The 16,875-nt window shown below is 69.3% G+C and carries 12 protein-coding genes; 9 read left to right on the plus strand and 3 right to left on the minus strand.

What is annotated here, in order from left to right; genetic code table 11:
* Positions 1-154: 154 nt before the first annotated feature.
* A complete protein-coding gene (gene eccCa / locus CG723_RS21885) occupies positions 155-4,123 on the minus strand; it encodes a type VII secretion protein EccCa (RefSeq protein ID WP_100595165.1) in 3,969 nt (1,322 codons plus the stop codon).
* Between the two features lie 314 nt (positions 4,124-4,437).
* Here eccCa and eccD point away from each other — a divergent pair, with 314 nt between their 5' ends.
* The 6 genes from eccD to CG723_RS21915 all read left to right on the plus strand — a co-directional run bounded on the left by eccD (position 4,438) and on the right by CG723_RS21915 (position 11,680).
* Positions 4,438-5,952 (plus strand): type VII secretion integral membrane protein EccD, encoded by a 1,515-nt coding sequence (eccD, locus tag CG723_RS21890; protein ID WP_100595191.1) that lies wholly within the window; start codon positions 4,438-4,440, stop codon positions 5,950-5,952.
* 225 nt (positions 5,953-6,177) lie between these two features.
* Positions 6,178-6,465, plus strand: a complete 288-nt coding sequence (gene rpsO, locus CG723_RS21895) for a 30S ribosomal protein S15 (protein WP_100595166.1) — start codon at positions 6,178-6,180, stop codon at positions 6,463-6,465.
* 369 nt (positions 6,466-6,834) lie between these two features.
* A complete protein-coding gene (locus CG723_RS21900) occupies positions 6,835-9,051 on the plus strand; it encodes a polyribonucleotide nucleotidyltransferase (RefSeq protein ID WP_100595167.1) in 2,217 nt (738 codons plus the stop codon).
* Positions 9,048-10,427 (plus strand): M16 family metallopeptidase, encoded by a 1,380-nt coding sequence (locus tag CG723_RS21905; RefSeq protein WP_100595168.1) that lies wholly within the window; start codon positions 9,048-9,050, stop codon positions 10,425-10,427. The genes CG723_RS21900 and CG723_RS21905 overlap by 4 nt, the downstream gene beginning before the upstream one ends.
* A gap of 36 nt (positions 10,428-10,463) precedes the next feature.
* Positions 10,464-11,219, plus strand: a complete 756-nt coding sequence (dapB, locus tag CG723_RS21910) for a 4-hydroxy-tetrahydrodipicolinate reductase (protein ID WP_100595169.1) — start codon at positions 10,464-10,466, stop codon at positions 11,217-11,219.
* Positions 11,220-11,227: 8 nt separating this feature from the next.
* Positions 11,228-11,680, plus strand: coding sequence for a tetratricopeptide repeat protein (locus CG723_RS21915; RefSeq protein WP_100595170.1), 453 nt, complete (start codon positions 11,228-11,230; stop codon positions 11,678-11,680).
* A gap of 72 nt (positions 11,681-11,752) precedes the next feature.
* Here the strand turns inward: CG723_RS21915 and CG723_RS21920 are convergent, their stop codons facing one another.
* Positions 11,753-12,313 (minus strand): PH domain-containing protein, encoded by a 561-nt coding sequence (locus tag CG723_RS21920; RefSeq protein ID WP_100595171.1) that lies wholly within the window; start codon positions 12,311-12,313, stop codon positions 11,753-11,755.
* A 104-nt stretch (positions 12,314-12,417) separates the two neighbouring features.
* The gene (locus CG723_RS21925) at positions 12,418-12,657 is read right to left on the minus strand and encodes a hypothetical protein (protein ID WP_100595172.1); all 240 of its coding nucleotides are present in this window, start codon (positions 12,655-12,657) and stop codon (positions 12,418-12,420) included.
* Positions 12,658-12,932: 275 nt separating this feature from the next.
* Here CG723_RS21925 and thyX point away from each other — a divergent pair, with 275 nt between their 5' ends.
* The 3 genes from thyX to CG723_RS21940 all read left to right on the plus strand — a co-directional run bounded on the left by thyX (position 12,933) and on the right by CG723_RS21940 (position 16,602).
* Positions 12,933-13,673, plus strand: a complete 741-nt coding sequence (thyX, locus tag CG723_RS21930) for an FAD-dependent thymidylate synthase (RefSeq protein ID WP_100595173.1) — start codon at positions 12,933-12,935, stop codon at positions 13,671-13,673.
* Positions 13,674-13,881: 208 nt separating this feature from the next.
* On the plus strand, positions 13,882-14,781 hold the full coding sequence (gene dapA, locus CG723_RS21935; RefSeq protein ID WP_100595174.1) for a 4-hydroxy-tetrahydrodipicolinate synthase: 900 nt from the start codon (positions 13,882-13,884) through the stop codon (positions 14,779-14,781).
* 135 nt (positions 14,782-14,916) lie between these two features.
* Positions 14,917-16,602 carry a ribonuclease J gene (locus tag CG723_RS21940; RefSeq protein WP_100595175.1) on the plus strand — a complete coding sequence of 562 codons (1,686 nt, stop codon included), beginning with the start codon at positions 14,917-14,919 and terminating at the stop codon, positions 16,600-16,602.
* Positions 16,603-16,875: the final 273 nt, after the last annotated feature.

Raw genomic sequence — 16,875 nt, forward strand, 5'->3', positions numbered from 1 at the left:
GCCACCGAATGACGCCTTCCCCCGTGTGACTGATGTGCTCCCGTAGTGCCCGTCGCCCTCATAGAGGGCGACGGGCACTACACAGCGCATCCAACTCACCAGGAAGATTGGGCCAGTTCAAGCGACGTTGCCGAATCATGACGATCCCTATACGTCACTGGTCGGAAGGGACCAGTCCCGTGTGGACCAACGGCTTCCCCCGCTTGCGCGAGACGAAGACGCCGCGGCCCGCCGGCATCGGCCGTGGCCGCACGCCGCCGAGGAGCTCGCCCTCGCCCGGGTCGCCGGCCAGGACGAGGCCCTGGGCGCCGAGCTCCTTCATGCGCTGGATGAACGGCTCGTACGCGGCCCGGCCGCCGCCCGCCGAGGAGCGGGCGATGATGAACCGGACGCCGACGTCCCGCGCGAACGGGAGCAGTTCGGTCAGGCCCGAGAGCGGGTTGCCGCTCGACGTGGACACCAGGTCGTAGTCGTCGATGATCACGAAGACGTTCGGACCACGCCACCAGCTGCGGTCCCGCAGCTGCTGCGCCGTCACCTCCGCCGTCGGCGTACGCCGCTGCATCAGGTCGGCGAGTGCATCCATGTGGTGCCCCATCGAGTTCGACATGGGGATGTACTCCGCCAGGTGCGAGGGCGGGGTCACGTCCAGCAGGCCGCGGCGGTTGTCGACCACGAAGAGCTTGCACGAGTCGCCGTCGTAGCGCTCGGTGAGGCGCTTGATGAGCAGGCGCAGCAGGTTCGACTTGCCGGACTCGCTCTCTCCGAAGATGAGGAAGAACGGGTCCTGTTCGAAGTCGAGGAACACCGGCTCCAGGTTGTCCTCGTCGAGCGCGAACGACACGCCGCGGTCCGGGAACAGGTTCCCCGGGGGTAGCCGGTCCGCCGCGAACTCGCGCGGAAGCAGCCGCACTTCGGGGGCGCCGGGCGCCGTCCAGTGCCGGGTCACCTCGGCGGTCAGCGCCGTCGTGGCCTCGGCCAGGTCCGTGTCCGACGAGAGGCCGTCGATCCGCGGGACCGCCGCCATGAAGTGCTGCTTCTGCGGAGACTGGCCGCGGCCGGGCACGCCCGTCGGCACGTTCGCCGCGACCTTGCGGTCGAACTCGGAGTCCATCGTGTCGCCGAGCCGCAGCTCGAGGCGGTTCATGAGGTGGTCCTTCATGTTCGCCCTGACCTCCATGGACCGCGAGGCCGTCAGCACCAGGTGGATGCCGTAGCCCAGGCCGCGGGCCGCGATGTCGAGCACCGCCGGCTCCAGACCCTCGTAGTCCGTACGGAAGTTGCCCCAGCCGTCGATGACGAGGAAGACGTCACCCCACGGCTGGTCGGTGACCGAGATGTCGCCGCGCGCCCTGCGTGTGCGGAAGTCGCCGATCGAGGCGATGCCGGAGGACCGGAAGTACTCCTCGCGGCGCATCATCACGCCGTAGACCTCGGAGACCGTCCGCCGCACCTTCTCGGGGTCGAGGCGGGAGGCCACGCCGCCGACGTGCGGCAGCCCGGCGACGGCCGACAGACCGCCACCACCGAAGTCGAGCCCGTAGAACTGCACTTCGTACGGGGTGTGCGTCAGGGCGAACGAGGCGATGAGCGAACGCAGCAGCGTCGACTTGCCGGACTGTGGGCCGCCCAGGATCTGCATATGGCCGGCCGCACCCGAGAAGTCGCACCACAGCGGGTCGCGCCGCTGCTCGTACGGCTTGTCGACGAGGCCTGCCGGGACGATGAGCCGTCCCGCGCCCTCGTAGCCGGGCTGTGTGAGGCCGCGGCCCTGCACGGCGGCGAGGCCGGGAAGGAGACTGTCGAGCGACGGCGGGCTGTCCAGGGGCGGCAGCCACACCTGGTGGGCCGCCGGACCCTGCGCCTCGAGCCGGCGCACGATGACGTCGAGCACGGTGTCCGAGAGCGCGTCGTCGGTCGTGGTCGTGGTCTCGGGGCGCTGCTGGGGCACGGACACGTACCGCACCGGCACCTCGGCCGCCGTGAACAGCACCGGCCGCCGGTCCATCGGAAGCGGCCCGCCCGCCACCGCCGTCTGAGCGGAACCGGAGCGGTAGGTCCCGGACACGTACGCCGCCTTGAAGCGGACCATCTCGTCCGTGCCGAACTTCAGGAAGCCGGAACCCGGCACGTTCGGCAGCTCGTACGCGTCGGGCACGCCGAGCGCCGCGCGGGACTCGGCGGCGGAGAAGGTCCGCAGACCGATCCGGTACGAGAGGTAGGTCTCCAGGCCTCGCAGCCGGCCCTCTTCGAGGCGCTGCGAGGCGAGGAGCAGATGCACGCCCAGGGAACGGCCGATGCGGCCGATCTGCACGAACATCTCGATGAAGTCGGGCTTGGCCGTCAACAGCTCGCTGAACTCGTCGATCACCAGGACGAGGGACGGGATCGGCTGGAGCGGGGCGCCGGCCGCGCGCGCCTTCTCGTAGTCGTGGATGTTCGCGTAGTTGCCCGCGTCGCGGAGCATCTCCTGGCGGCGGTTGAGCTCACCGCGGATGGAGTCGCCCATGCGGTCGACGAGCGTCAGGTCGTCCGCGAGGTTGGTGATGACCGCCGCGACGTGCGGCATCTGGGCCATGCCCGCGAAGGTCGCACCGCCCTTGAAGTCGGCGAGTACGAAGTTCAGCGTCTCGGAGGAGTGCGTGACCGCGAGGCCGAGGACGAGGGTGCGCAGGAGCTCCGACTTTCCGGAACCCGTCGCACCGACACACAGGCCGTGCGGGCCCATGCCCTCCTGGGCCGCTTCCTTGAGGTCGAGCATGACGGGCCGGCCGTCCTCGCCGACGCCGATGGGCACGCGCAGCCGCTCCGCCTGCGAGCGCGGGCGCCAAGTGCGCTTGGTGTCCACGGACGCGGCGTCGCCGAGGCTCAGCAGATCCGTGAAGTCCAGGTTCGCCAGCAGCGGTTCGTCGTCGTCGCCGCCCGAGGCCATGCGCAGGGGCGCCAACTGCCGCGCCAGCGCGTCCGCGGCCTCGTACGACAGCAGGTCGGGCGTGCCCTCGTAGACCATGCCGTGCGCCGACTCCAACGTCAGGGAGCGGGGCTGAACGACGATCGAGAGGTCGCCGCGGCCCGCCGTCAGCTCACCGGGAACGACCTCGACGACGGAGACGCCCTGCAGGCCTTCGGGGCTGGCCAGCATCGACACCGGCGGCAGGGACACGCCGTCGAGCACGACGACGAGGTGGGGCTGCTCGGGGACGGGCGCCCCACCGGGGTGGAAGCGCGGACGGCCCTGGAGGCGCGTGGTCAGCATCGCCTCCAGCTCCATCGGGTCGGTGGTGATCAGACGGCGGCTGCCGGCGCCGTCGGCCTGTCCCGCGGCCTGGCTGTGCGGAAGCCACTTGGCCCACTCCCACTGCGGCGCGGCCTCCCGGCCCGTCGCCACGGCGATCACCAGGTCCTCGGGGGAGTGCAGCGACGCGAGCGAGGCGACGACGGCGCGGGCCGTGCCGCGCACCGTCTGCGGCTCACCGCTGACCGTCACGTGGTAGAAGGCCCGCAGTGAGACCGCCATCGGCAGGTCCTCGAGCGTGCCGTGCGCGGCGAGGAAGCGCTGCATGGCGCCCGCCGTCAGCGGCTCCAACTCGTCCACGGGCGCGGTCTGCGGGGGTACCAGCGGAGTGGCGAGCCCCTGCGGGCCGAGGCCGACGCGCACCTGCCCGAAGTCCTCGTCGCCCGTGCGCCGCTCCCAGACGCGGCTGCCCTCGGCGACGAGCGCCCACAGCTGCTCGGGAGAGGGGTGCAGGTAGTACTGCGCGTCGCGCTGCTTCCTCGCGGTCTTCGTGGCATCGCGCCGGGTTTGCGACAGATAACGCAGGTAGTCGCGGCGCATGTCCGACATCTGGCCCTGCGAGCCGCGCCGGTAGCGCACCAGCATCGCGATGCCCATGCCCAGGGTCGACGCGATCATCACCATGCCCATGATCTTCATGAACGGCTGCGCGCTGGGATTGAAGAAGAACACGACGGATCCGCCCATGCCGAGCATCGGCAGGAGCTGCATCATCGCGCCCTCCTGCTGCCCGCGCGGCAGCTCGGGCGGAGGCTGCAGGACCACCTCTTCCGTGGGCACTTCGGACGGCAGCGCCCGAGGCGGGCGCTTCACGACGATGTGACTCACTTCGCACCAATTCCCTTGCCGGACCGAGGTGTTCCGTCCGCCGCCCCGTGTCAGGCGGACGTCGATCGTGATTTGCGATCCTACTGACGGTCACTGACAACGGTGGGCGGTAGGGTGCCGGAGGTGCAGTCGAGCACCGTGGATCGCCCGGAGAATCAGGGCATTTCACGCTGTCGGGAGCGAGCGGGACCGCCAACGCCGGTCCTGGAAGCCCCGTTGACGGACTGCGGGGACGCGCGCGAGCGGCGTACACAACACCTCCACATCCGGCTGCATCACCGGACACACCAACCGAGGGGGAACAGCAGGTGAGCATGACGGCTTCCGCTTCCGCGACGGCCGGCGCGACCGGCGGAGCGGGCACCGGAGCCCCTTCGGGGGCCGGCACGGGCCTCGGCTTCTGCCGCGTCACCATCGTCGCGCCCGACAGCCGGATCGACGTGGCACTGCCCGACGACGTCCCGGTCGCCGACCTCAATCCGGAAATCCTGCGGCTCTCCCAGCAGAGCCCCGCCGAGGGCGCACCGGTCGGCTATCACCTCGTACGCCGCGACGGCACCGTCCTCGACAGCGCCCGGTCCTTCGCCGCGCAGCGCATCCTCGACGGCGAGCTGCTCACCCTGCGCCCGTTCTCCGAGTCACTGCCGCCGGCCGTCTTCGACGACGTCTCCGAAGCGGTCGCCTCGGCCGTCACCCGCGACCGCACCCTGTGGAACGGCGACCTGACCCGCGGCGCCGGACTCATCGGCGGCGGCGTCCTGCCCGCCCTCCTGGCCTTCGTCACGTGGACGGCCGAGCCGCACCACAACATGAACAGCCTCCAGGGCGTCCTCGCCGCGGTGGCCGGCCTCCTCCTCGTCGTCCTCGCCTGCGTGCGCGCCAGGGTCTACGACGACCGCGGCTCGGCCATCGCGCTCGGCCTCGGCGCCCTGCCGAACGTGGCGGTGGCGGGCTCCGGCCTGCTGCCCCTCGCCGACCACCAGGGAATCGGCAGGCTGCAGTTCCTGCTGGCCTGCACGGCCGTACTGCTCGCCTCCGTGGTCCTCACCCTCGTCTCGCCGGGAGGCGACGGCCCCTTCGTGGCCTTCGTCTTCGCGTCGGCAGTCGGCGTACTCACGACCTTCATCGCCATCCTCACGGACCTGACGGCCGTGGAGACCGCCGGCCTGTGCGCGCCGCTCTCCGTAGGGGCCCTCGCCTTCCTGCCGGGCCTGTCCATGCGCTTCGCCCGCCTCCCCATCGGCTTCGAACCCCCGAGCATGGCCCGCGGCGAGTACGGCGACGACCCCGCGAACCAGGAGCCCGTCGAGGCCGACCGCATCGCGGCCCAGGCCCGCCGCGGCCACGAGCTGCTCGTCGGCCTGGTCGGCGGCTGCGCCCTGGTGTCCGTCGGCGCCGCGGCCGTCCTCGGCTTCTCGCACGACGTATGGGGCCAGCTCCTCGCGTTCGCCACCGGCGTCGCGATGCTGATGCGCGCGCAGCTCTTCCGCTACACCGCGCAGGTCGCCTCCCTCCTCGCCGCCGGTCTGGCCTCCCTGGTCCTGCTCGGTCTCGGCCTCTCCCTCCACCCGCCGGTGGACTACCTGACCGACTTCTTCATGAAGAACGACCCCACGGCCCTCAACATCCGCACGGTCTGGCTCGTCGCGGTGATCGCGGCGGCCACCGCACTGATCACATCGATCGGTCTGATCACGCCCCGCCGCGGAGTCAGCCCCTTCTGGGGACGCTTCATGGAGATCGCGGAGACGTTCGTCCTGCTCACGCTGGTCCCGCTGACGCTCGCTGTCTTCGACGTGTACACGAAGGCCCGCTCTATGACCGGCTGACCGGACCCCATCGAGGAGCCGTGGGCCCCATCGGGCCCATGGTCGGGTGCACACGGAGTGGCTGGTACGCTGTGTGACGGCCGTTTGTGTACGCGCCCTCAGGTCTCCGGTTATCCGGAATCTGAAGACTGCGCCCAGCGGACCTCGCCTCCCGAGTATCGGAAGCTCCCCTGAGATGTGGACCAGGGGCACTCGGTGGCCACGAACAGACTACGAGGAGTACGCGTGTCGCTCGACGCCGCTACGAAGAAGCAGATCATCACCGAGTTCGGCCAGAAGGAGGGCGACACCGGCTCCCCCGAGGTCCAGGTCGCCATGCTGTCCCGCCGGATCTCGGACCTGACCGAGCACCTCAAGACGCACAAGCACGACCACCACTCCCGTCGTGGTCTGCTGATCCTGGTCGGCCAGCGTCGCCGCCTTCTGCAGTACCTGGCCAAGAAGGACATCCAGCGCTTCCGCGCCCTGGTCGAGCGCCTCGGCATCCGCCGCGGTGCGGCCGGCGCCCGCTAAGACGCCGTGAAGGGAGCGGTTCCCACCGACAGGGGGCCGCTCCCTTTGCTGTACGTGCGAAGTGTCACAGACGCTTTGTAGTCTGGGAGACACGAACAAAAGCACCACCGCACGCATCACCGCATGCATGCACCGCATCGATGCACCGCCCCCAGTGGCACCGCATCACTGCGTACGCATCACCGCACGAGGAGAAGCGCACCCTCGCCGCCGCCGGTCCTCGGTAGTGGCCCCCGGGAGACGGATCCCGTCCACCCCGGGTGCTTCGATCGAAGACCGGCCCGCACACAAGGCGCGCTTCTCCGGCCCCGTCCCTCCGCCACACGGGCGGAACGGGACAAAAGACGAAAAGTAACGGAGAAAACGCTAGTGGAGAACGAGACCCACTACGCCGAGGCCGTCATTGACAACGGCACCTTCGGCACCCGCACCATCCGCTTCGAGACGGGCCGTCTGGCCCGTCAGGCCGCCGGCTCCGCCGTGGCGTACCTGGACGACGACACCATGGTGCTGTCGGCCACGAGCGCCTCGAAGAAGCCCAAGGACCAGCTCGACTTCTTCCCCCTCACGGTGGACGTCGAGGAGCGGATGTACTCGGCCGGCAAGATCCCCGGCTCCTTCTTCCGCCGTGAGGGCCGTCCCTCCGAGGACGCGGTCCTGACCTGCCGCCTCATCGACCGCCCGCTGCGTCCGTCCTTCAAGAAGGGCCTTCGCAACGAGATCCAGGTCGTCGAGACGGTCATGGCGCTCAACCCCGACCACCTGTACGACGTGGTCGCCATCAACGCCGCCTCCTGCTCCACGCAGCTGGCCGGCCTGCCCTTCTCCGGCCCGGTCGGCGGCACCCGTGTCGCGCTGATCAAGGGCCAGTGGGTCGCGTTCCCGACGCACACCGAGCTCGAGGACGCCGTCTTCGACATGGTCGTCGCCGGTCGCGTCCTCGAGGACGGCGACGTCGCGATCATGATGGTCGAGGCCGAGGCCACCGAGAAGACCATCGAGCTCGTCAAGGGCGGCGCCCAGGCGCCGACCGAAGAGGTCGTCGCCGCCGGTCTCGAGGCCGCGAAGCCCTTCATCAAGGTCCTCTGCAAGGCCCAGTCGGAGCTGGCCGCCAAGGCCGCCAAGCCGACCGGCGAGTTCCCGATCTTCCTCGACTTCGAGGACGACGTGCTCGAGGCCCTCACGGCCGCCGTCAAGACCGAGCTCGCCCAGGCGCTCACCATCGCCGGCAAGCAGGACCGCGAGGCCGAGCTCGACCGCGTCAAGGGTCTGGCCGCCGAGAAGCTGCTCCCGAAGTTCGAGGGCCGCGAGAAGGAGATCTCGGCGGCGTACCGCGCGCTGACGAAGTCCCTGGTCCGCGAGCGCGTCATCAAGGACAAGGTCCGCATCGACGGCCGTGGCGTCACGGACATCCGTACGCTCGCCGCCGAGGTCGAGGCCATCCCGCGCGTTCACGGCTCGGCGCTCTTCGAGCGTGGCGAGACCCAGATCCTGGGCGTCACCACCCTCAACATGCTCCGTATGGAGCAGCAGCTGGACACCCTTTCGCCGGTGACCCGCAAGCGCTACATGCACAACTACAACTTCCCGCCCTACTCGGTCGGCGAGACGGGCCGCGTCGGCGCCCCGAAGCGCCGCGAGATCGGCCACGGTGCGCTCGCCGAGCGCGCCATCGTGCCGGTCCTGCCGACGCGCGAGGAGTTCCCGTACGCGATCCGCCAGGTCTCCGAGGCCCTCGGTTCCAACGGCTCGACGTCCATGGGCTCGGTCTGCGCCTCCACCATGTCGCTGCTGAACGCCGGTGTGCCGCTGAAGGCCCCCGTCGCCGGTATCGCCATGGGCCTGATCTCCCAGGAGATCAAGGGCGAGACGCACTACGTCGCCCTCACCGACATCCTCGGTGCGGAGGACGCCTTCGGTGACATGGACTTCAAGGTCGCCGGCACCAAGGACTTCGTCACCGCTCTCCAGCTCGACACCAAGCTGGACGGCATCCCGGCCTCCGTCCTGGCCGCGGCCCTCAAGCAGGCCCGCGACGCCCGCCTCCACATCCTCGACGTGATGATGGAAGCGATCGACACGCCGGACGAGATGTCCCCGAACGCCCCGCGGATCATCACGGTCAAGATCCCCGTGGACAAGATCGGTGAGGTCATCGGCCCGAAGGGCAAGATGATCAACCAGATCCAGGAGGACACCGGCGCCGACATCACGATCGAGGACGACGGCACCATCTACATCGGTGCCCAGCAGGGCTCGCAGGCCGAGGCCGCGCGCGCCACGATCAACTCGATCGCCAACCCGACCATGCCGGAGGTCGGCGAGCGTTACCTGGGCACCGTCGTGAAGACGACGACCTTCGGTGCGTTCGTGTCCCTGCTCCCGGGCAAGGACGGCCTGCTGCACATCTCGCAGATCCGCAAGCTGGCCGGCGGCAAGCGCGTGGAGAACGTCGAGGACGTTCTCGGCGTGGGCGCCAAGGTCCAGGTCGAGATCGCCGAGATCGACTCCCGCGGCAAGCTCTCCCTCATCCCCGTCGTCGAGGGCGAAGAGGGCGACGAGACGAAGGACGACACCGACAAGTGACGTCCCGTAGCTCCAAGGCGACGGCCCGCACCTCCTCGGAGGCGCGGGCCGTCGCCCGTACCCAAACCCTGATCAAGGGCGAGAACGGCATCGGTACGGTCCGCAGGACCACCCTCCCCGGCGGCCTGCGCATCGTCACCGAGACGCTGCCCTCCGTACGCTCCGCGACCTTCGGTATCTGGGCGAACGTCGGCTCCCGCGACGAGACGCCCACGCTGAACGGCGCGACGCATTACCTCGAGCACCTCCTCTTCAAGGGCACCTCGCGCCGGAGCGCCCTCGACATCTCCTCCACGATCGACGCGGTCGGCGGCGAGATGAACGCCTTCACGGCGAAGGAGTACACGTGCTACTACGCGCGCGTGCTCGACACCGACCTCCCCCTCGCGATCGACGTCGTCTGCGACATGCTGACCGGCTCCCTCATCGAGGAAGCGGACGTCGACGCCGAGCGCGGTGTGATCCTCGAAGAGATCGCGATGACGGAGGACGACCCGGGCGACTGTGTGCACGACCTGTTCGCGCACACCATGCTCGGCGACACCCCGCTGGGCCGCCCGGTCCTCGGCACGGTCGACACGATCAACGCGCTGAACCGCGGCCAGATCGCCCGCTTCTACAAGAAGCACTACGACCCGACGCACCTCGTCGTCGCCGCCGCGGGCAACGTCGACCACAACAAGGTCGTACGCCAGGTGCGCGCCGCCTTCGAGAAGGCCGGCGCCCTCACCCGCACCGACGCCGTCCCCATGGCCCCGCGCGACGGCCGCAAGCCCGTGCGCGCGGCCGGCCGCATGGAGCTCCTCGGCCGCAAGACCGAGCAGGCCCACGTCATCCTCGGCATGCCGGGCCTCGCCCGCACCGACGAGCGCCGCTGGGCCATGGGCGTCCTCAACACCGCCCTGGGCGGCGGCATGTCGTCCCGCCTCTTCCAGGAGGTCAGGGAGAAGCGCGGCCTCGCCTACAGCGTGTACTCGTACACGTCTGGCTTCGCGGACTGCGGCCTCTTCGGGGTCTACGCGGGCTGCCGGCCCAGCCAGGTCCACGACGTGCTCAAGATCTGCCGCGACGAGCTCACCCACGTCGCGGAGCACGGCCTGTCCGACGACGAGATCGGCCGCGCCATCGGCCAGCTCTCCGGCTCCACGGTCCTCGGCCTCGAGGACACCGGCGCCCTCATGAACCGCATCGGCAAGAGCGAGCTCTGCTGGGGCGAGCAGATGTCCGTCAGCGACATGCTGGAGGAGATCTCCTCGGTCACCCCCGACGAGGTGCGCGCGGTGGCCCGCGACATCCTGGGGCAGCGCCCCTCGCTGTCGGTCATCGGCCCGCTCAAGGACAAGCAGGCGGCGCGCCTGCACGAAGCGGTGGCGTAGCCCACCCGTTCGCAACTCGCGTAAGGAACGAAGAAGATGAGCAAGCTGCGCGTGGCGGTCCTCGGCGCCGGGGGCCGCATCGGCTCCGAGGCCGTACGGGCCGTCGAGGCCGCCGACGACATGGAACTGGTCGCGGCCCTCGGCCGGGGCGACAAGCTGGAGACCCTCACGGAGTCCGGCGCCCAGGTCGCGGTCGAACTGACCACGCCCGACTCGGTGATGGACAACCTCGACTTCTGCGTACGCCACGGCATCCACGCCGTCGTCGGCACCACCGGCTGGACCGACGACCGTCTCGCCAAGCTCACCACCTGGCTCGCGGACTCCCCGCAGACAGGCGTGCTCATCGCCCCGAACTTCTCCATCGGGGCCGTCCTCACCATGAAGTTCGCCGAGGCCGCGGCGCCGTACTTCGAGTCCGTCGAGGTCATCGAGCTGCACCACCCGAAGAAGGTGGACGCGCCCAGCGGCACGGCCGCCCGTACGGCGCAGCTCATCGCGGCGGCCCGTGAGAAGGCCGGCAGCGCCCCGCAGCCGGACGCCACGGCCACCGCTCTCGACGGCGCCCGCGGCGCGGACGTCGACGGCGTCCCGGTCCACTCCGTGCGCATGCGAGGCCTCCTCGCCCACCAGGAGGTCCTCCTGGGCGGCGAGGGCGAGACGCTGACCATCCGCCACGACTCGCTGCACCACAGCAGCTTCATGCCGGGCATCCTGCTCGGCGCCCGCCGCGTCGTGACCACTCCCGGCCTCACCTTCGGCCTGGAACACTTCCTCGACCTGAACGTCTGACGGACTCCATGCGCGCAAAGCTCACCTACCTCGTCACCGCCCTCGTCCTGGTCTTCTACTTCGTCCTGGTCGGCAGCCGTGGCCTGCTCCTCATCGAGCAGGGCACCCTGCTCACCGTCACGTTCGGCGTGGCCGTGCTGATCCTGCCGGTGATCGGCCTGTGGTTCCTCTGGGCCAACACCCAGTTCGTCCGCAAGGCGAACCGCCTCGCCGATCTCCTGGAGGCCGAGGGCGGCCTGCCCGTGGACGAGCTGCGCCGCGACCAGTACGGCCGCATCGACCGCGACTCCGCCGACGAGGTCTTCGCCCGGCGCAAGGCGGAGACCGAGGACACCCCGGGAGACTGGCGCTGCTGGTTCCGCCTCGCCGTGGCCTACCGCGACGCCAGGGACACCCCGCGCGCCCGCAAGGCGATGCAGCGCGCCATCGCCCTGCAGGAGGGCAGGACGGTCAGCGTCTGAGGACGTGTGCGTCCCGAGTACATGTGAAGGGCCGCGCCGGTGTTCCGGCGCGGCCCTTCACGTATGCCTTGTTCAGGCGTGCTGCGGCCGGTACTCCTCGGCCCACACCTCGATCGTGTCCGACGCCCGGTCGAAGGCCTCGGTCCGCGCGAGGAAGTCCGCGCCGTGACTGGTGACCAGGGCCGAGCTCTCATCGGCCTTGTCCCGCCGTACGAGGAGCAGCGCCTGCCCCTGCACCGTGCGGGGGAGTCCGAGCCAGCGGACCGGCTGCTGGACCGTACGGACCGTCACGACCTGGGCCCACGGGACCGTCTGGGTCTGGAAGAAGGCCACCCGGCGCAGGCCGTGCGCGCTCACCCACGTCCCCATCCGCAGCAGCCGCAGGGCCGACCCGATGATGAGCAGCGCGATGAGACCGCACACCGCGCCCCCGCCGAGACCACCCGTGAAGGCGATGATCACCGCGGCGAACATGACGTACGAGGCGAGCAGCAGGAGCAGTGCGGCGAATCCCACGCGCCACGGCCCCGGCCGGTAGGGACGCCGCCATTGGTCGCGATCGTCGAAGGGCAGCGCGACATCGTCGGCCACCTCGTCAAAAGCGCGGTCGGCCGTCAGGAAGGGCAGGGGCACGACTGGTCCTCACTCAATCCACGCTGTATTCGGGCTGTGCCCGGTGAGGCTACCTAGGCGTGCGCCTGCCTTCCACCCCTGGGGGCCGGACGGGGGCAGGCCGGTCAGCGACTGTCGGACGCTTCGGACTGCTGCGTGTGCGCCGGTGCCTGACCGGACGACAGGGCGGGCATCCCCAGGAGCAGGGCGCCCACGAGCCCGGCGACGACGGTGAGGCCGACGAGCGAGCGACCGGCGATCTGGCCGGCCGACGCGCGTTCGCGCGGGGGCGGAGTGACGTTACTGCGGAACTTGTCGGCTTCGGCGATGAAGGCGAACGGAACGGGCTCGCGCCGACGGAACATGGGTGCTGCTTCTCCTCGTCAAGATCGAAACGTTCGGATCACGGAACGGCTCCGGCCATCGAATGAGGTCAGAGCGCCGAGAGCGGCGAACGAACCGCCCCGTTACCCATACAGACGTACGGATGCCCCAAAAGGTGCCCTGTTTCGCCGAATTAACAGAAGTTCGGCGATGTTCGGATCGGAATGTCGCGAGGCGCGACCGAATGCCCCGTTGTCAGAGCCTGCCCGTAGAGTGGGCGCCGCCCGAGCGAAGTGATGGAAGGACCCCTCGAACCGTGACCGAAACCCCTGCTGACGACCTCAAGCCGACCTTCCGCGGCGACGTGACGGTCGAGCTGGTCAAGCACACCGCGAGCGACACCGACGTGCTGTTCGCCGCCCGCGTCTCCACCGCGGGAGAGCAGTCCCTCGACGAGCTGACCAAGGACCCGGAGCGCTCCAAGGGCCTGATCAACTTCCTGATGCGGGACCGTCACGGCAGCCCCTTCGAGCACAACTCGATGACGTTCTTCATCAACGCCCCGATCTTCGTGTTCCGCGAGTTCATGCGACACCGCGCGGGCTGGTCGTACAACGAGGAGTCGGGCCGCTACAGGGAGCTCCAGCCGGTCTTCTACGTCCCGGAGGCCTCCCGCAAGCTGGTGCAGCAGGGCCGCCCCGGCAAGTACCAGTTCGTCGAGGGCACGCAGGGCCAGCAGGAGCTCACCGGCCGCGTGATGGAGGACTCGTACCGCCAGGCGTACGAGGCGTACCAGGAGATGCTCGCCGCGGGCGTCGCCCGCGAGGTGGCCCGTTCGGTCCTCCCGGTCGGCCTTTTCTCTTCGATGTACGCGACGTGCAACGCACGCTCCCTGATGCACTTCCTCGGCCTGCGCACCCAGCACGAGCTGGCCAAGGTCCCGTCCTTCCCGCAGCGGGAGATCGAGATGGTCGGCGAGAAGATGGAGGCGGAGTGGGCCAAGCTCATGCCGCTCACCTACGCCGCATTCAACGGGAACGGCCGGGTCGCGCCGTAGCCAGGGGAACGTGGATTCGGTACAGATGTACGGTTCAGCCGTGCGAAGTGTCCGTATTGCGGCATTTCGGAAAGTTCATCTAGCCTGATCAAACGGACCCGGCACTGCTTGAACCCCCGAGCAGGCAGTGCCGGGATCCACCCCCGCCACACCCCCTGGTATCCCCCGAGGGGGGACCGCGCGCTGAGCAGCGAGTAGCGTATTACCCATGGCTCCGACCTCCACTCCGCAGATCCCCTTCGGGCGGGTCCTCACCGCTATGGTCACGCCGTTCGCGGCGGACGGCGCACTTGACCTCGACGGCGCGCAGCGACTCGCCGCCCACCTGGTGGACGCAGGCAACGACGGACTCGTCGTCAACGGCACCACCGGCGAGTCCCCGACCACCAGCGACGCGGAGAAATCGGATCTCGTACGAGCCGTGCGACAGGCGGTCGGCGACCGTGCCCATGTCATCGCCGGCGTCGGTACGAACGACACCCGCCACAGCATCGAGCTCGCGCGCGCCGCCGAAAAGGCCGGAGCGCACGGCCTGCTCACGGTGACGCCGTACTACAACAAGCCCCCGCAGGAAGGCCTCCTGCGACACTTCACCGCGATCGCCGACGCCACCGAGCTGCCGGTGATGCTGTACGACATCCCGGGCCGCAGCGGCGTACCCATCAACACCGAGACGATCGTCCGCCTCGCGGAGCACCCGCGCATCGTCGCCAACAAGGACGCCAAGGGCGACCTCGGCCGCGCGAGCTGGGCCATCGCCCGCTCCGGCCTCGCCTGGTACTCCGGCGACGACATGCTCAACCTGCCGCTGCTCTCCGTGGGCGCGGTCGGCTTCGTCTCCGTCGTCGGCCATGTCGTCACCCCCGAGCTGCGCGCCATGCTCGACGCGTTCGTCAGCGGCGACGTGCAGAAGGCCACCGAGATCCACCAGAAGCTGCTCCCGGTCTTCACCGGCATGTTCCGCACGCAGGGCGTCATCACGACCAAGGCGGCACTCGCCCTCCAGGGCCAGCCCGCCGGTCCGCTGCGTCTGCCCCTCGTGGAGCTGACGCCCGACGAGACCGCCCAGCTCAAGATCGATCTCGCCGCGGGCGGGGTACAGCTCTAAACACAGACTTCACAACTGAATACGCACGACCGCAGGGCACAGCTCCTGCACCCACACAAGACAACTGCTACTGCACGAACGTCACGCGCGCCACGTGCCTAACAGGTACGTGGCGCGCGTGGTGAGGAGAGTCTTTTGAGTCATCCGCATCCTGAACTCGGCGCCCCGCCGAAGCTCCCGAAGGGCGGCCTGCGCGTCACCCCGCTCGGCGGCCTCGGTGAGATCGGCCGCAACATGACGGTCTTCGAGTACGACGGCCGCCTGCTCATCGTCGACTGCGGCGTGCTCTTCCCCGAGGAGGAGCAGCCAGGCATCGACCTGATCCTGCCGGACTTCACGTCCATCAGGGACCGCCTCGACGACATCGACGGCATCGTGCTCACGCACGGCCACGAGGACCACATCGGCGGCGTCCCGTACCTCCTGCGCGAGAAGCCGGACATCCCGCTGATCGGCTCCAAGCTGACGCTCGCCCTCATCGAGGCGAAGCTCCAGGAGCACCGCATCCGCCCGTACACGCTCGAGGTCGCCGAGGGCGATCGCGAACGCCTGGGCCCCTTCGACTGCCAGTTCGTGGCGGTCAACCACTCCATCCCGGACGCGCTCGCGGTCGCCATCCGCACGCCTGCCGGCATGGTCGTCCACACCGGCGACTTCAAGATGGACCAGCTCCCGCTGGACCGCCGCCTCACCGACCTCCCCACGTTCGCCAAGCTCGGCGAGGAAGGCATCGACCTTCTCCTCACCGACTCGACGAACGCGGAGGTCCCGGGCTTCGTCCCGCCCGAGCGCGACATCTCGAACGTGATCCGCGGCGTCTTCGCCGGCGCTCAGAAGCGCATCATCGTCGCGTCCTTCGCCAGCCACGTGCACCGCATCCAGCAGATCCTGGACGCCGCTCACGAGTACGGCCGCAGGGTCGCCTTCGTCGGCCGCTCGATGGTGCGCAACATGGGCATCGCCCGTGACCTCGGCTACCTGAAGGTCCCGCCGGGCCTGGTCGTGGACGTCAAGACGCTCGACGACCTCCCGGACAACGAGATCGTCCTCGTCTGCACCGGCTCGCAGGGCGAACCGATGGCCGCGTTGTCCCGCATGGCCAACCGCGACCACCAGATCCGGATCGTCTCCGGTGACACGGTGATCCTGGCGTCGTCCCTGATCCCGGGCAACGAGAACGCGGTGTACCGCGTCATCAACGGCCTCACGCGCTGGGGCGCGAACGTCATCCACAAGGGCAACGCCAAGGTCCACGTCTCGGGCCACGCCTCGGCCGGCGAGCTGCTGTACTTCTACAACATCTGCAAGCCGAAGAACCTGATGCCGGTCCATGGCGAATGGCGCCACCTGCGCGCCAACGCCGAGCTCGGCGCCCTCACCGGCGTTCCGCACGACCGCATCGTGATCGCCGAGGACGGCGTCGTCGTCGACCTCGTCGAGGGCAAGGCAAGGATCGTCGGCAAGGTCCAGGCCGGTTACGTCTACGTGGACGGCCTCTCGGTCGGTGACGTCGGCGAACCCGCGCTCAAGGACCGCAAGATCCTCGGCGACGAGGGCATCATCTCGGTCTTCGTGGTGGTGGACTCCAGCACCGGCAAGATCACCAGCGGTCCGACCATCCAGGCACGTGGTTCCGGCATCGACGACTCGGCGTTCAGCGCCGTCATGCCGCGGATCCAGGAAGTCCTGGACAAGTCGGCCCAGGACGGTGTCGTCGAACCCCACCAGCTGCAGCAACTCATCCGCCGCACGCTGGGCAAGTGGGTCTCCGACACCTACCGCCGGCGCCCGATGATCCTCCCGGTCGTCGTGGAGGTCTGAAGCCCCTGTGGAGCGGGGCGCCTCGATTTGCATCGAGGCGCCCCGCTCCACTAGGTTTACGGCTCCGCCCAAGGGGAACCCGGCGCACTTACGTGCCCGATCAAACCTCCCCGAGTGGGCCGGAAATTCCGACTCAGAATCTCTGATAAAGTCGGAACCGCCGGAAAGGGAAACGCGAAAGCCGAAAGGCCGGAGCGGAAACCTGAAAGGCGCCGAGGAAATCGGACACGAAAGAGTCTGATAGAGTCGGAAACGCAAGACCGAAGGGAAACT

This window comes from Streptomyces sp. CB01635 (assembly GCF_002803065.1).
Taxonomy (GTDB): domain Bacteria; phylum Actinomycetota; class Actinomycetes; order Streptomycetales; family Streptomycetaceae; genus Streptomyces.

Bases quoted from the DNA above. Each gene is read 5' to 3' on its own strand.
- eccD (WP_100595191.1), top strand. From the start codon at position 4,438: ATGACGGCTTCCGCTTCCGCGACGGCCGGCGCGACCGGCGGAGCGGGC.
- dapB (WP_100595169.1), top strand. From the start codon at position 10,464: ATGAGCAAGCTGCGCGTGGCGGTCCTCGGCGCCGGGGGCCGCATCGGC.
- CG723_RS21915 (WP_100595170.1), top strand. From the start codon at position 11,228: ATGCGCGCAAAGCTCACCTACCTCGTCACCGCCCTCGTCCTGGTCTTC.
- CG723_RS21925 (WP_100595172.1), bottom strand. From the start codon at position 12,657: ATGTTCCGTCGGCGCGAGCCCGTTCCGTTCGCCTTCATCGCCGAAGCC.
- dapA (WP_100595174.1), top strand. From the start codon at position 13,882: ATGGCTCCGACCTCCACTCCGCAGATCCCCTTCGGGCGGGTCCTCACC.